At 28.2% G+C, this 16411-nt stretch carries 13 protein-coding genes; all 13 read left to right on the top strand.

The window, feature by feature from the left end:
- Window positions 1-88 precede the first annotated feature (88 nt).
- The 13 genes from IC758_RS11075 (at window position 89) to IC758_RS11015 (ending at window position 15900) form a co-directional block, all read left to right on the top strand.
- The gene (locus IC758_RS11075) at window positions 89-397 is read left to right on the top strand and encodes a hypothetical protein (RefSeq protein ID WP_227434746.1); all 309 of its coding nucleotides are present in this window, start codon (window positions 89-91) and stop codon (window positions 395-397) included.
- A 282-nt stretch (window positions 398-679) separates the two neighbouring features.
- On the top strand, window positions 680-1180 hold the full coding sequence (locus IC758_RS11070) for a QueT transporter family protein (protein ID WP_227434745.1): 501 nt from the start codon (window positions 680-682) through the stop codon (window positions 1178-1180).
- Between the two features lie 73 nt (window positions 1181-1253).
- Window positions 1254-2231 carry a helix-turn-helix transcriptional regulator gene (locus IC758_RS11065; protein WP_227860414.1) on the top strand — a complete coding sequence of 326 codons (978 nt, stop codon included), beginning with the start codon at window positions 1254-1256 and terminating at the stop codon, window positions 2229-2231.
- Window positions 2232-2280: 49 nt separating this feature from the next.
- Window positions 2281-3003, top strand: coding sequence for a cell division protein (locus tag IC758_RS11060; protein ID WP_227482572.1), 723 nt, complete (start codon window positions 2281-2283; stop codon window positions 3001-3003).
- Between the two features lie 27 nt (window positions 3004-3030).
- Window positions 3031-4965: an McrB family protein gene (locus tag IC758_RS11055; RefSeq protein ID WP_227860413.1), complete on the top strand. Its 1935-nt coding sequence runs from the start codon at window positions 3031-3033 to the stop codon at window positions 4963-4965.
- Window positions 4958-6226: an McrC family protein gene (locus tag IC758_RS11050; protein WP_227860412.1), complete on the top strand. Its 1269-nt coding sequence runs from the start codon at window positions 4958-4960 to the stop codon at window positions 6224-6226. Before IC758_RS11055 ends, IC758_RS11050 begins: the two co-directional genes overlap by 8 nt.
- 336 nt (window positions 6227-6562) lie before the next feature.
- Window positions 6563-7603, top strand: coding sequence for a sigma-54 interaction domain-containing protein (locus IC758_RS11045; protein ID WP_227434740.1), 1041 nt, complete (start codon window positions 6563-6565; stop codon window positions 7601-7603).
- A gap of 346 nt (window positions 7604-7949) precedes the next feature.
- Window positions 7950-9272, top strand: coding sequence for a uracil-xanthine permease family protein (locus IC758_RS11040; RefSeq protein WP_227434942.1), 1323 nt, complete (start codon window positions 7950-7952; stop codon window positions 9270-9272).
- 295 nt (window positions 9273-9567) lie between these two features.
- On the top strand, window positions 9568-10929 hold the full coding sequence (locus tag IC758_RS11035; RefSeq protein ID WP_227434739.1) for a uracil-xanthine permease family protein: 1362 nt from the start codon (window positions 9568-9570) through the stop codon (window positions 10927-10929).
- 72 nt (window positions 10930-11001) lie between these two features.
- Complete coding sequence (locus IC758_RS11030; RefSeq protein WP_227860411.1) at window positions 11002-12396, top strand: amidohydrolase family protein; 1395 nt, start codon at window positions 11002-11004, stop codon at window positions 12394-12396.
- Window positions 12397-12457: 61 nt separating this feature from the next.
- Window positions 12458-12928, top strand: coding sequence for a (2Fe-2S)-binding protein (locus IC758_RS11025; RefSeq protein WP_227434737.1), 471 nt, complete (start codon window positions 12458-12460; stop codon window positions 12926-12928).
- 2 nt (window positions 12929-12930) lie between these two features.
- A complete protein-coding gene (locus IC758_RS11020; RefSeq protein WP_227434736.1) occupies window positions 12931-15147 on the top strand; it encodes a xanthine dehydrogenase family protein molybdopterin-binding subunit in 2217 nt (738 codons plus the stop codon).
- Between the two features lie 81 nt (window positions 15148-15228).
- The gene (locus tag IC758_RS11015; RefSeq protein WP_227434735.1) at window positions 15229-15900 is read left to right on the top strand and encodes a flavodoxin family protein; all 672 of its coding nucleotides are present in this window, start codon (window positions 15229-15231) and stop codon (window positions 15898-15900) included.
- The last annotated feature ends 511 nt before the right edge of the window (window positions 15901-16411 follow it).

The following is a 16411-nucleotide window of genomic DNA, read 5'->3' as shown; positions in this document are numbered from 1 at the left end:
TACCTGTTGAAAGATATTTAATAAGTAGTTATTATAATATTATGAAACTTTACTTGTAAAATATAAAATTAACTAAGGGGATGATGTTTTGGCTGGAAATCTAAATAATATGAGAGCAGTAAATAATTTTAGAGGAGATAATAACATTTTAGAATGTTTAGTCAGCTTTGAGGGTCGTTCAATAAGTCAGAGAAAAGCAAGGGTATTTTTTAAGGAAATGAAGAATCAAATAGAAATCGACTTCGTAGAAGAAGAAATTTCTAAACTTGTTGAAAATGTTGTTTTAAATACATCATATCAAGAAATGTTATATGATGAAATAGAGAAACAGCTGGAAATTGATTGTGTAGGAACTTGGATGATATTATCTAAATTAAAAGATGCTAGAGTTCATTGATTTTAAAATAAATTATTAGAGCCTAATTTTAAGGCTCTTTTTTAATGTTTTTAATTAAGATATAAACTTATTTTAATTTAAATATATGATAATTATAACATATATTTAAAATCTAACTATTTAATTTTATATGTATTCTATTGTATAATATAAATTAGATTAATAAAATAGTTCGTTAAAATAATTTATTTATTTTAAATTATTGTTTAAGTTTATAAATTTTGTATAAAATAAAATTATATTATTAATTTTTAGCAATAAAATTTTCACTAGGAGAGATATATGAGAAGAAATAGTACCAATATAGCAGTAACAGCAGTTGTTACATCAATTTATGCAGTTTTAACTTTATCATTAGGATTTATAAGTTATGGACCAATACAATTTAGGATAGCCGAAATTATGATGCTTCTAGCATTTTTAGATAAGGGATATATAGTAGGTCTTACATTAGGTTGTTTTTTAGCCAATGTAATAGGTCCATATGGTGTACCTGATATAATTTTTGGAACATTTGCCACATTTGTAAGTGCAAGTTTAGTGTATATTACTAGAAAGTTAGGAGGTCAAAATAAAAGCACATTAATTATAGCTTCTATATGGCCGACTATCATAAATGCAATTGTAGTTGGATTAATGTTAAATATATTTTTTGGACTTCCTCTAATATTATCGATGATACAAGTAGGTTTTGGAGAATTTGTAGTAGTAACCTTGGTAGGAGTACCATTCTTTTGTTTTTTAATGAAAAAATATAGAAATATCATTGATATTAAGTTTTAGTGTGTAGAAAGTTATTTTGTAGATTAAAAATTAGTGTGAATTAAGAATAGTATTATTATAAGGGGGATTTTATTTGTCAAAGATAAAGAGATTAACTGATGTTTGGACATATATTAATGATAGACAAAAGTTTACAATCAAAGAGTTGTCAGAGAAGTTTAATCTTTCAACTAAAACTATTCAACGATATTTAATAGAATTAAATAAAATGGGGCTTCCAATTAAAGCAGAAAAAGGTAGAAATGGAGGTTATAGAGTATTAAATAATAGCTATATACCTCCTGTTATATTTACAGAAAAAGAAGTTATGTCTATAGTTTTTGCATTTAAGTCACTACAAGTTTACAATTTTTCACACATAAAAAAAGAAATTGATTCTATAATTAAAAAAATAAATTATAATCGTGAAAGTAGTGCAAAAATAGGTATAAACAACATTGAAAAATATATTGAGTTTATAGCTAATTATAAAAATATTGATGCCAATATTGTGACTGAATTTTTCAGGTCTTCATCAAACTCTTGTGTTTTAAATATCAAATATAAATCTGGAAATCAGTTGTTGGAGAAAAAAATATGCCCAATAGGTATATATTTAAATGAAGGATTTTGGTTTTCGCCAGTGTATGACTATGAAAGTGATAATATTATACTAATACGTATAGACAAAGTACTGGAAATTGAAAAAGTAGGAGAGTCTAAAAAAGCATGTATAAGTTTGAAAAGTTGGCTAGATTCAGTATATAGCAAGTTAAATGAAGAGATGGCAATTACTAAGAAAACTAGTGAAATTGTTCATTTGCATATATTACTCACAAAAGAAGGTATTTCTAAAATAACTAGAAGTTTTTTAGATTTGGATATAGAATTAAATGAAAATGGAAGTGGAACAATTAGTAAATTTATAAAGTATGAAGAAATAGATTGGTGGATATCTACATTATTTTCAATAGGAAAAGATGCTAAAGTTATAGAACCAAAATTTATGAATAAATTACTTTATGATAGGGCTAAAGAGTTAAAATATTTTTATGAAGAAAATATGATATAATATTTAAAAATGTTAAAATTAAATAATTATTAAGGAGATATATATTATAATGGAAAGTTTTAATAAGAATGCTAAGATAATTGGTATTGGAGCTAAAGGTATTAATATAATAAATGAAATAGAAGAAAAAGTAAAAATAAATATGGATATAGAAAAAATTACTATGAATCAAGAGGTTGAAAAAGAATATGTTAGAAGTCTTTTAGATGGAGTTGACATATTATTTTTAGCATATTCAACTGAAGATAAACAAAGTCGAGAAGTTATAAAAGCTATTTCATACATGTCTAATGAAAGACGAATTTTATCTATAGGTATAAATTCTTCAGAAGAAGAAAATAAAGATGACTTAGGAATTAATAGAGAATTTAAAGTCAATGAAAATAGTATTTTAAAATTTGTTGATTTGATGAATGTTATGATAGAATCTATTTCAGACTCTTGTATGATAAATATAGATATAACTGATTTAAAAGAAGCTATTATAAGTGATAAAGGGATTAAGTATTCTTTTGAAGAATTTGAAGATTCAAAACAGCACAGTGAAATAGTAGATATTTTATTTGAAAATATGGAACATTTTGGTGAAGAATTTATTGGGAAAAAAGGTATAGTTTTTGTTGAAGGAAATGATAAATTTTCACTAGTTGAATTAAATGATTTGATGAATAATATTCAAAGTAAGGTAGAAGAAGGCTATGAAATAATATTTTCTTTATACTTAAAAGAAAATTTAGATGGAAAGATTAAAGTGGGAATGTTATATAATTAATGTATTTTAGATATTAAGGAGAAGTATATGTCTGAAAATATAAATGTTACAGAGTATTGGCTAATGGAAGAATTTTTTTATCAAGAGACAGATACACCACAAATTTTTAAAGAAGAAAGCATAATTGCATTGGGATTTGATATAAAAATAAATTTAAAAAAAGTGCTTAATATGGGAAAAAAATCTGAAAAATACATTAATGAGAACTGTAATGACAAAGATTTTATAAAAAAATTTATTTCAGTTAAAAAAGGAGATTATTTTCTATATAAGGCATATCAAAATGTAGAAGGAAAAATTAAGTATAGTGTTCTTATTGGTATTGTTGAAGAAAGTTTTGAAAATGGTTATGAATTAAGTCATATCTTGGGTCATACATTACCTATAAAATGGATGTACACATTTGATACAGTTTTAAATTGTAAAATATATACGAGTGAGTTTTATAAATTAAATAATGAAGATATAAATACATATTTAGACATTATTAAATTGCAACATAATAAATCATTAAAAAAAAGAATAGAAGAAAATGACAATAATAAATGGTATCTAAAAAACTATTATTATATAGATGTAGATAAGTGTGTAGAGAATGAAGAACTGTTTATTCAACCTACTAATTTAGAACAATTAGAAAACTTGAAAAATATAAATACAGATGATTATATTCTAGTATATAATAGCGAAAAAGTAAGTTACGAAAATGACCATACAATGAAAAGCTTATTTGGTGTTTGTCAAGTTAAAGAGGGTTTTGATAAAGACAAAATAACTACTTCAGAAGGTGGATGTTTTTTACCTGTAGAATGGATAGAAAATGAAAAAGAGAATATTGATGGAAATGCATGGGTTATCTTTGAAAATAATAATTTAGTTGAAAAATATATAAAAAGATGTATTAATAAAATTCCATTAAATACCATACTTTATGGTCCACCAGGGACGGGTAAAACATATAACGCAAAACAAATAGTTTATAATTTAATAAATGAAACTAGTTTAAAAAATAATGATTGTACAAGTTATGTAGATTATAAAAATAATGTAGAATTTTGTACTTTTCATCAATCATATGGATATGAAGAGTTTATAGAAGGTCTCAAATCCGATGGTGAAGGTAATTTTAAGCCAGAAGATGGTATATTGAAGGAAATATCTATAGAAGCATGTTACGATGGGTTGAAACTTGAAAAGAAGCTAAATCTTGAGTTAGAAAAAGATACTTTAACTATAGAAGATGTAAAGGCAAGAAAAAAGATGTTGGTGCTTGATAATATAGAAGATGTCGAGAACTTTAATTTTGAAGAATCAGAAAACTATGTTTTAATAATAGATGAAATCAATAGAGGAAATATATCTAAAATATTTGGGGAATTAATAACATTATTAGAAGATGATAAAAGACTTACTAAATCAAATCAAACTATCGTAAAACTACCATATTCAAAAGAAAGATTTTCTCTACCTCCAAATTTATATATAATTGGTACTATGAATACATCAGATAAATCCATAGCTCTTTTAGATATAGCTTTGAGAAGAAGATTTGCTTTTGAAGAAATTATGCCAGACTATGATTTATTGTCCGTTGTAGATGGAATAGATGTTAAAAATATGCTATATACAATTAATAAGAGAATAGAGTTTTTATATGATAGAGACCATGTTATTGGACAGGCCTACTTACTAAATGTAGAAAATATTGATGATATAGTGGCCATATTTAGAAAAAAAATAATACCACTTCTTCAAGAATATTTCTATTATGACTCAGAAAAAGTAGGACTTATTTTAGGTGGTATAGGTAAAAATGAAAAGGATAAATATATTGTTTATAAGGAAGAAATCACAGCATCTAAATTATTTAAAAATAATAATTCATCAATAATGGAAAGTAAAGTTAATTATTGTATAAAACGAAATATATCTATTGAGGAGTTAAAAAATATATATGAGTAAAAATATATATGTAAAGGAAACTTATGAATGGATAAAAGTAGGTAATGGTGAAAATGAACTTACAGAAACTGAATATGAAAAATTACTTAAATATCTGGATAATAATAATGATGTGTTAAAGAGTAATATAATAGATATCAGATATAAAAAACTGAGATTCATAAATTATGTAGGTGTTATATATTTTGAAAATGTAATATTGGAGATACTTCCAAAGCTGTCATTAAGTAATGATATTGTAAAAGATAGAGAAATGCTATTACAAATGCTTTCTACATGTAATAAGATTCCAATTATAATAAACGAAAATATAAAATCAAGTTTAAAAAATTATAATCTCATGAATTTTTTTGTTATGTATTTTATTGAAAGTATGCAAATGCAAATTAAGAGAGGGATTTATTTTGAATATATAAATAAGATAGATAATTCGAATGTTGTAAAAGGCAAGATATTAATAAGTAAATATGCAAGAGAAAAAAATATATCTCCAATGAAAATAAAATGTGAATATGATGAGTATAGCGAAAATAATTTTTTGAATCAAGTTTTAAAAAAGGCATGTATATCTATATTATGTAGAGTAAACGACAATTTAATTCAAAATAAGATAAAAAAAATTTTGAGTTATTTTTATAATGTGGACTTAGTTTATATAAATAGAGAAGAACTATTGGATTACAAATTTTATAAAAATAATGATAGATTTAAAGATTGTTACTCATTGGCGAAACTTATACTTTTAAATTTATCGATGGATAACAGCGAAAATAATCAAGATGCATTTTCTATATTATTTGAAATAAACATTTTATATGAAGAATATATCGGAAACTTAATAAAAAATATATGGAATAATGAATTTAGAGAAACGTATATACAAGATAAAAGTAAATTTCTTTTAAAAAATGAGCAAACAGGAAAGAAAACTTTTAATTTAAGACCAGATATAGTTTTATATGATTCAAAATATGAATCTGAAATCATAATTGATACAAAATGGAAAGCTATTGAATTGGATTCAAATATCTTCTATAGATCAAGTGATATATATCAGATGTATGCATATATAACATCTTATGAAAATGCAAAAAGGTGTATATTATTATATCCTTGTATTAAAAAAGATAAAAATTATAGCTCTTGGAGATTATTGGAGTCGTTTAAAGGTAAATTTATAGAAGCAAAAACTGTAAGATTGGATAATATAAAAAACACCATATCTGATTTGAAAAAAATAATTTTTAATTATAAATTTTAAAAATAAGAATTATAAAAATAATAAAAATACATTGTATAAAGCAATAAACAATTTTATAGCATATAAGAACTATAAAAAAATAATAAATGAAAATTTTTGTAAACTATTTTAGATGTTAAACATGGCACTATAATTGCTTATTTAGCATAGAATGCTTGCAAAATAAAGAAAGTATACCTGCTAAATTGAAATTTAAGTAGGTATATTTTTTCTTAAGCTTCATTTGAAAATTAAAATATTATTGTAAAATTATAACTAAGCTTTTCTGTTATGATATAATTAAATAGATAATTTAAATGATGATTATATATAATACTTATTTGGAGTTGATATTTTATGGATAAACACAGTGATTCAGTAATGTATGGTGGAATGGAAGTATACAATATTTGGGGAACAACAACAGTAGACTCTATAATTGGGGAGTCTGATGTAATGCTTGCTCTTAAAAATAGAATTTGTAAAATTGGAAATAGTGATTCTACTGTAGCGATAACTGGAGAAAGTGGCACTGGAAAAGAGTTAATAGCAAGAGCCATTCATCTCGCAGGAAACAGAGGGAATAAAACATTCGTTGCTATAAACTGTGCTGCTATACCAGAGCCCTTGCTAGAAAGTGAACTTTTTGGGTATACAAAAGGAGCTTTTAGTGGGGCAGATTCAAAAGGCAAAATTGGTAAATTTGAATTAGCTAATGGAGGAGTTGTATTTCTAGATGAGATAGGGGATATGCCAATTCAATTACAATCAAAGCTTTTGAGAGTGTTACAGGAAAAGAAGTTTACAAGAATAGGTTCAAATGAACTAATTGATATAGATGTTAGAATTATATCAGCTACTAATAGAGATTTATTTGAGTTGGTTAAAGAAAATAAATTTAGAGAAGACTTATATTATAGATTGAATGTAATACCTCTAGAAGTACCTCCTCTTAGAGATAGAGGAGATGATATACAAATATTAATAAATAATTTTATAGATAAATATTCAAGGAAGATGAAAAAAAATGTATACCATATAGAGCCAGATGTAGAACATATGCTGCTTAAATATCCGTGGCCAGGAAATATAAGAGAATTAGAAAACACTATAGAATTGGCTTTAAATCTTCTTGAAGAAGATGGGATAATACATAAAGGTATAATAAATAGAAAGATAATTGAATATTTTAAGTTAAACAAAATAAATATAAAATTACTTGAGGAAAGTGACTATGAAATAAATATGGAACAAGATATACTTACCCTTGAAGAATTTGAGAGAGCATATATAAAAAAGGTATTAAAGTTTTATGGAAATGATACTAAATCTAAAAAGTTAGCTGCTAAAAAGCTTGGAATATCGCTAGCAACATTGTATAGAAAGATAGATGTATAGTAATTATTCTTTTAATTCTCAATTCTAAAATTTGAAATTATAAAATTGATAAAAATCACTTGAAAAACTATTTTCTAAGTGATTTTTTTTGTAATAAGATTTTATTATCCAAAAATAAAAAAAATTTGAAAGAATTTAAAAAAAGAAATGCTTTATCAAATTATTAAATACTAACAAATATAATAAAAATTATATATGTAAAACAATTTTGTTAAAATATTGGCATTATAATTGCTTCATATTAAATCAAGATGACAAAATAAAAAAGAAAGGATGTTGAATAATAACTGTCATTAAAAAATAGTTGGGAGTGATAACCTTGAGTAAATATCAAAAAAGTGTATCTATGTTTGATATTGATGGAAGGCCACCAATTTTAAAGTGTTTACCACTATCAATGCAGCATATACTAGCAATGATAGTTGGAACTGTCACAGTACCTATAGTTGTGGGAGGAGCTGTTGGTGCTAGTGCCACACAAATAACACTTTTAGTGCAATATGCATTAATAATAGCTGGAATATCAACACTTATACAACTATATCCAATAGTAAATATTGGTTCAAGATTGCCTATAATTTTTGGAGTCGGTTTTACTTATGTGCCAACACTCGTAGCAGTTGGAGGAAGTTATGGACTAGCGAGCATATTGGGAGCACAATTAATAGGGGGAGTGGCTACAGTATTAATAGGAATATTTATAAAAAAGATAAGAAAATTTTTTCCTAATATAGTTGCAGGAACAGTAGTTTTTACAATTGGATTATCTTTATATCCTATAGCAATAAATTATATGGCAGGTGGTGTAAATAGCCCTACTTATGGCTCTATGCAAAATTGGGCAGTAGCAGCTATAACACTAGTGGTAGTTATAGGTCTTAGTCAATTTGCAAAAGGTTATGCAAAATTGGCAGCAATATTTTTGGGAATTATAGTTGGATATTGTGTATCTTTAGTTTTGGGCATAATAAATTTTGACCCTATTAGAGAGGCAGCTTGGTTTGCTATACCTAAGCCACTTGAATTTGGACTTAAATTTGATATACCAGTAGTAATCTCTGTAGTAATTGTAAGTATAATCAATGCTGTTCAAGCAATTGGAGATTTGTCAGCTACTACAATGGGAGGTATGGATAGAAATATAACAGATAAAGAACTGTCAAGTGGAGTAATAGGAAGTGGAATTTGTACTATGATAGGTGCTTTGTTTGGAGGTTTACCACCATCATCATATAGTCAAAATGTAGGTATGGTAGCTATGAACAAAGTAATAAGCAGATTTGTACTTGGAATAGCTGGTATATTTATGTTATTATCGGGATTTGTACCTAAGTTTGGTGCATTGATGACAACTATACCATATTCTGTTTTAGGAGGGGCTACAATATCTATATTCAGTATGATAACAATGACAGGTATAAAGTTAATTATTACAGAAGAATTGTCATCAAGGAATATTACTATTGTAGGTTTGGCAATAGCTTTAGGTATGGGAATAACATCAGTTCCGGCAGCACAGGAAGCATTTCCTCCATTTGTAAAGTTAGTATTTGGAGAATCTCCAATAGTAATTGCGACATTGGTTGCATTTGTTTTAAATCTAATAATACCAAATAAAAGTCTAGAAGATGAAGCTAAAGAAAGAGCTGTTATGGAAAAGGCTAATTAAAAAATGATAATTTAAAAGGGTTGTTTAAATTATTTTATTATGAGATTGTTAGATTACTTCAGATAGCTATTCATTTTAATAAGAAATTTAATAAAGAGTATACATCAGACATTTAATGTTTAGTCAAAAAGAAAATCGGGGAGGGTATATTTGCACGTTTGTTAAATTTTTATAAAAATAGCTCAGTTTAGCTGTGGTTATCGGTTGAGCAATAAATTCATGGTCATAAAAATATTTATAGAAAATAATTATAAAATATTTAGTCAAGATATTTATGTATGGGAGGATTTATTTTATGAAAACACGTAATACTTCAAAATATGATGTGGATGGGATACCACCACTAAAGGAATCGGTACCTTTAGCTTTACAACATTTGTTAGCAATGATAGTAGGAAATATGGTGCCTGCAATATTAATAGCAAACGTGGTAGGACTTAACCAGGGGCAAGCGACGATGTTGATTCAAGGCTCTATGTTAGCAGCAGGTTTGGCAACGTTTTTACAATTATATCCAATACCTTTATTTAAAGGATTTAAATTAGGTTCAAGATTACCTGTAATGATGGGAATGAGTTATGTATTTTTAGGGGCCTGTCTTTCTGTAGCAGCTAAAGACGGTTTAGCAGCTCTATTTGGAGCACAAATTGCTGCTGGGGTAATCGTATTCTTTGTAGGATTTGCAGTTAAGAAAATTAGACATATATTCACTTCTATAGTTTCTGGAACTATAATAGCATGTATGGGACTTGGATTATTTGCAACAGCTATAAAGAATTTAGCAGGAGGAGAAGGTGCACAAACATTTGGAAGTCCAATAAATTTTATAGTAGGAGTTATAGTTGCTTTTGTAATAATAATGATAAATAAGTATGGTAAAGGCTTAGTTAAAAACTCTTCAATATTAATTGGAATATTAGTAGGATATGCTATATCTTTAGTTTTAGGATTAGTTGATTTTTCTGCAGTTAAAGGTGCAGCTATAGTATCTTTGCCAACACCAGCAGCTTTTGGATTGGAATTTAGACCAGAGTTAATAGTAATGTTTACTATTATTTACATAATAGGTATAGCTGATATGATGGGTGCGTGTACAATAGCAACAATAGGTGCAATGGACAGAGAGGTAACTGATGAAGAGTTATCATCAGTTGTTTTAGGAAACTCTGTAACTTCTATAATTTCATCACTATTTGCAGCTCTTCCAACTGGAGTATTCAGCCAAAACACAGTAATTGTATCTATGAATAAAGTTACAAGTAGATTTGTAATAGCATTAGGAGCACTTGTATTATTGCTAGCAGGAATATCTCCAGCATTAGGAGCAATAATGACAACTATACCATCTTGTGTTGTTGGTGGAGCAACTTTAGTAGTATTTTCATCAATAGCAATGTCTGGTTTTTCTATTATGAGTATGGATGGTTTTACTGAAGAAAATAATCTTATAGCAGGAGTATCTATAGCAACAAGCATGGGTCTTACAACTGCTCCACAAGTTTTAGACCAATTTCCAGCAACAATTGGAACTGTCCTAGGAGGCTCAAGTATAGTTTCTGGAGCAATAATAGCTATATTACTTCAAACACTATTTAAACTAAAAGGAAGTAAGAAAGCTGAAAACGTTACTTCAAATCTTGAGGAAAATATTGGATAAATGTATTAGATATGATATGAGAAAGCTATGTGATAAAATGTTGTAATGAAAGTATTAAAAGGGGGATTTAAGATGATTGATATACTAATAAAAAATGCAATAGTTGTTACAGTTAATAAAAATAGAGAAGTTATATTTGATGGAGCAATAGCTATTCAAGGTGACAGAATCTTAGATATAGGAAATACAAATGATGTTGAGGTGAAGTATACTGATGTTAAAAAGGTTATAGATGCTAAAGGAAAAGTGATATTCCCTGGATTTATAAACACTCATAATCATCTATTCCAAGTATTATTAAAAGGTCTAGGAGACGACATGGCACTTCATGAATGGTTAAACACAATGATGTTTCCATCAGCAAAGTTCTTGACAGAACAAGATACCTATGATGCTGCAATGCTTGGATGTATGGAAGGTTTAAAAAGTGGTATAACTACAATGGTTGATTATATGCATACACATAATAGACCAGGACTTACAGATGGAATAGTAAAAGCATATAAAGATTTAGGTATAAGAGGAGTAGTTGGTAGGGGCTGTATAGATTTAGGTATTCATAAAGAGCTTATAGAAGACGTGGAAACGGTTGAAAAGGATTTGAGAAGAGTATTTGAAAAATATCATAATTCAGAAAATGGAAGAATAAAAATTTGTGTAGCACCTTCTTCAATGTGGGCTATATCTGAAGAAATGGGTAAAATGCTTTGGAATATAGTCAAAGAGTATGATTCATACTTCACAGTTCATATTTCTGAAACTGAATTTGCAAGAACAGCAACAAAAGATATACATGGGGAAATAGATATAAAATTACTTGAAAAATGGGGAATAGTAGGTCCAGAGGTTGTAGCAGTGCATTGTGTATGTATAACTGATGAGGACATGGAAATGCTTAAAAAGTATGATATAAAAGTTTCTCATAATGTTGCAAGTAATATGTATCTTGCTTCTGGTGTTGCACCTGTTCCAGAAATGTTAAAGAAGGGTATAAATGTAAGCTTAGGTCTTGATGGTGCAGCAAGTAACAATGCACAAGATATGGTAGAACTTATGAAATTAACAGCTTTACAACATAAGGTAAACAATTGTGACCCTCTTGCAATTTCTGCAGAAAAAGTCCTTGAAATGGCTACAATTGAGGGAGCAAGAACTCTTAGAATGGAAGATGAAATAGGTTCTTTAGAGGTTGGAAAAAAAGCTGATTTAGTAATATTTAACTCAATGCTTTCTCCAAAATCAATACCTCTTCACAATCCTGTATCAACTTTGGTATACTCAGCTAGTATGCACAATGTAGAAAGTGTCTTAGTTGATGGAAATATAATACTTGAAAATGGTAGAGTTACTACAATTGAAAGTGAAGAACAAGTCTTATTGAATGCTCAACATGCAGCAGAAGAATTATGTAAGAGAGCTAATGTAACTAATAGAATGGAAGGGCATAAGTGGAATAGCTTATACTAGTATAAAAACAAACTTGTAATAATATTCTATTACAACATTAGTTTATCTGTAGGAGGAGAAAATGGAAAAAATAAAATTAAATATTAATGATTACATGTATGAAGTAGAAGTTGAAAAGAATGAAACTCTTTTGCATGTACTTCGTGAAAAATTAAATCTAACTGGAGCGAAACAAGGTTGTAATAGTGGCAGTTGTGGAGCATGTAAAGTTTTGATAGATGGAGTAGATATAAAATCTTGTAAACTTCTTGCAAGGAACTGTGAAGATAAAGTTATATACACTATAGAAAGTTTTGCTAATGGAGAAAATCTTCATCCAATACAAGAAGCTTTTATAGAAGTTGGAGCTGTACAATGTGGATATTGCACTCCTGGCATGATTATAACTACACAAGCTCTTTTAAATAGAAATTCATCTCCTAGTGAAGATGAGATTAGAGAGGCTTTTAAAGAAAATCTCTGCAGATGCACAGGATATATAAAAATTATAGAAGCTGTAAAATTATCTGCAGCTAGATTAGGAGGTAGATAGTTATGGAAAAAGTCATAGGAAAATCATACCCTCTAAAAGATGCAGCTTTAAAAGTTACTGGTCAAATGAAGTATGTAGCAGACATGAAACCGCAAAATGCACTTCATGCTAAAATGCTTTTAAGCCCAGTAGCACATGCAAAAATAAAAAGTATAGATACAAGTGAAGCCGAGAAAATCGTTGGAGTTAGAGCCATAGCTACACATCTCAATACATCACAGAGAAAATATAATGGTTCTTTACGATTTTATGAACATAATATACCTGAAAATGAAGTTATTTTTTCAGATACAGTTAGATTTGTAGGTGATCGTGTAGCAGCAGTTGCAGCAGAAACACCAGAAATAGCAGAAAAAGCTGTAAAACTTATAAAAGTAGAATATGAAGAATTACCAGCTATATTTACTATACAAGATGCAATAAAAGAAGATGCTATATGTATACACGGAGATTCAAACATGGTTTCTCAAAATAATATAAATGGTGGAGATGTAGAAAAAGGTTTTAAAGAATGTGACTACATCTTTGAAGACGAATACTCTACTCCTGCTATACATCATAGTGCAATAGAAACTCACAGCGTAATTGCACATTATGATTATAATGATAAATTGATTGTACATACACCTTGCCAAAATACATTTGGTTTTAGAATAATATTATCTCAAATTTTTGGGATGTCATTAAATAAGATAAGAGTTATAAGACCTGCTATTGGAGGTTCATTTGGTGGGAAATTAGAAATGACAATTGAGCCAGTAGCAGCAGCATTGTCAAAAATGACGAGAAGACCAGTCAAAATGGTTCTTACAAGAAAAGAGTCTATGATATCAACAAGAACTCGTCATGGGTCTTTTGTAAAACTAAAAACTGGTGTAAATAAAGATGGAGAAGTAATAGCACAGGAGATAAAAATATACACAAATACAGGTGCATATGCATCAAGTGCTTTAAATGTTATAGGAGCACTTAGCCATAAAGTGTTTAAAGTCTATAAAATACCAAATATAAAATTTACTGGAATACCAGTATATACAAATACACCAATAGCAGGTGCCATGAGAGGTTATGGTTCACCTCAAATATTTATGGCTCAACAAGCTCAATTTGCAAAAATAGCTAAGAAAATAGGTATGGATTTAGTAGATTTTCAAAATAAGAATGCTGTAGAGCCAGATGATGTTGATATAATCTTCCACGGTTCTCTTGGCAATCCTAGAGTTCTTGATTGTATTGAACAAGGTAAAAAAATGTTTAAATGGGATGAGAAGAAAGCTCTTCCAAAAGAAGAAGGAAATTATTTAAGAGGTATAGGTATGGCAATAGGTGCACATGGTAATGGAGTTTTTGGTGCACATAGAGATGTTGTCACATTGACTCTTAAATTAAACGAAGATGGTACACTAACACTACTTACAGGAGCACATGATATGGGTAATGGTGTTGTAACTATGCAAACAATGATGGTAGCTGAAGTTTTGGGAATAACTCCTGATAAAGTTGATACTTTTGAAACTGATACTGATGCATGTACATTTAATCTTGGAGATTATGCAAGTAGAGGTGTATTTGTAGAAGGTGGAGGAGCTAAAAAGACAGCAGAAAAATTAAAGACTTTAATACTGGAAGAAGCAGAAAAGTTACTCGAAATTTCAAAAGAAGAGCTATATCTAGACAATGGATATGTAATCAGTAAACTTGATGAAAATATTAAAGCATCATTATCTGATGTTGCAGTATATAGTCAAAGTAAGTCTTTGAGAGAATTGACAGTTGTTGAAGATTACTCTTCTCCAGCAGGTATTACTTCTTATGGTGTACATTTTGCTGAAGTTTTAGTAGATAAAGAAACTAAAGATGTAAAAGTAGTTGATTTTGTAGCTGTACATGATGTTGGTAGAGTTATAAATCCTCTAAATTTAGAAGGTCAATTAGAAGGCGGAATTCATATGGGGTTAGGTTATGCGTTAAGTGAAGAGCTAGCCTTTGATGAGCAAGGAAGACCTAAAGCTACTGATTTTAAAAATTATAAATTATTTAGAACTGTCGATATGCCAAAGTGTCAAGTTGCATTTGTAAATAGTTATGAAAAAGCTGGACCTTTTGGTGGCAAGAGTATTGGTGAATGTGCAGTTGTACCAGTTGCACCTGCTGTAGCAAATGCAGTATATGATGCAACTAATGTAGAGATACATTCATTGCCAATAAAATTAAAATAATAATACTTAAACTTAAAATGAAACTTTATTAAAGTTATAGAAAGTAATAAAAATAGATTTATTTGATGAGGAGATATTGTTATGGCAAAGATATTAGGTATTTGTGGAAGTCCACGTAAAGGAGCAACAGAATATGCAGTATTAGAAGCTTTGAAAGAAGCTGAAACTATACCTGGTATAGAGACTGAGTATTGGTCAGTTAGAGGGAAAAAAATAAGTCCTTGTGTGCATTGTGATGCATGTATAAGAAAAGAGACTATGTGTATCATAAAAGATGACATACAAGAATTAGAGCAAAAAATATTAGAAGCAGATGGAATCATAGTGGGTTCTCCAGTGTATGATATGAATATAACTGCTCAACTTACAGCAGTATTTAATAGACTTCGTCCTATGTATTTAGTTCATCCAGGAAAACTTCAAAATAAAGTTGGAGCAGCTATAACTACTGGTGGAACTAGATATGGTGGTCAAGAATTAACAAAACTTCCTATAATAAATTTCTTCTTAATGCATGAAATGTTAGTATCTGGAGGATTAGGAGGATGCTACATAGGCGGTACAATATGGAGTAAAGATGGAAAAGCAAAAGGGGCTCAAGAAGACGAAACAGGTATGGACACAGTAAAAAGACTTGGAAAAGGTGCTGCAGAAGCAGTTATGGTTTCTAAGTTTGGTCTTGAAAAATGGAATCTTGTAAAAGAAGAATTAGATGTTAAAAAAGATGAAAAATCACCTCTTAGAGACCATTAAAAAGCAATTACTTCTTCAAAAAAAATAAAGACATATGGACATGTGAGATATAAAGTTGACACTCTAAGGGAAAAGGAAATATAGCATTTTACTTTAATCTGACAGATGATAATTACAAATCTGCAATTATTTATGTGAATGCCAAAAGTAGTATTGTTTGTTTCACTTTATCACAAAATTCCATAACTGAAAACTAAGTTGATACAGTTACAAACTTATATACATACGAGTTGAATTTTTACTATTCGCTCAATAAAAAATAGTGATGTAATAAAATATTACATCACTATTTTATGTATTTTATTAAATATTTTATAGATTTATATGTCAAAAAATACATAAGGAATACGTTTTAAGTATTAATTTTTAAATTTTAAAAATGAGAATTAAAAAGTGAGAAGATGAAAAAGGTTTTTTTATTATCAAATTCTATATACATTAGATAACCTAATAGATAAAAGTAAAAAAAGTTGAAAGTATTGCAAATTCTATGCTAAATAGCCACAGAAAA

Source organism: Clostridioides sp. ES-W-0016-02 (genome assembly GCF_020641035.1).
Taxonomy (GTDB): Bacteria; Bacillota; Clostridia; order Peptostreptococcales; family Peptostreptococcaceae; genus Clostridioides.
Note: the sequence above shows the minus strand (reverse complement) of the source record. Positions and strands in the feature narration are given on the sequence as shown.

Coding starts and splice junctions, on each gene's coding strand:
- IC758_RS11030 (WP_227860411.1), top strand. CDS start 11,002: ATGATTGATATACTAATAAAAAATGCAATAGTTGTTACAGTTAATAAA.
- IC758_RS11050 (WP_227860412.1), top strand. CDS start 4,958: ATGAGTAAAAATATATATGTAAAGGAAACTTATGAATGGATAAAAGTA.
- IC758_RS11025 (WP_227434737.1), top strand. CDS start 12,458: ATGGAAAAAATAAAATTAAATATTAATGATTACATGTATGAAGTAGAA.
- IC758_RS11020 (WP_227434736.1), top strand. CDS start 12,931: ATGGAAAAAGTCATAGGAAAATCATACCCTCTAAAAGATGCAGCTTTA.
- IC758_RS11015 (WP_227434735.1), top strand. CDS start 15,229: ATGGCAAAGATATTAGGTATTTGTGGAAGTCCACGTAAAGGAGCAACA.
- IC758_RS11060 (WP_227482572.1), top strand. CDS start 2,281: ATGGAAAGTTTTAATAAGAATGCTAAGATAATTGGTATTGGAGCTAAA.
- IC758_RS11040 (WP_227434942.1), top strand. CDS start 7,950: ATGTTTGATATTGATGGAAGGCCACCAATTTTAAAGTGTTTACCACTA.
- IC758_RS11070 (WP_227434745.1), top strand. CDS start 680: ATGAGAAGAAATAGTACCAATATAGCAGTAACAGCAGTTGTTACATCA.
- IC758_RS11035 (WP_227434739.1), top strand. CDS start 9,568: ATGAAAACACGTAATACTTCAAAATATGATGTGGATGGGATACCACCA.
- IC758_RS11055 (WP_227860413.1), top strand. CDS start 3,031: ATGTCTGAAAATATAAATGTTACAGAGTATTGGCTAATGGAAGAATTT.
- IC758_RS11045 (WP_227434740.1), top strand. CDS start 6,563: ATGGATAAACACAGTGATTCAGTAATGTATGGTGGAATGGAAGTATAC.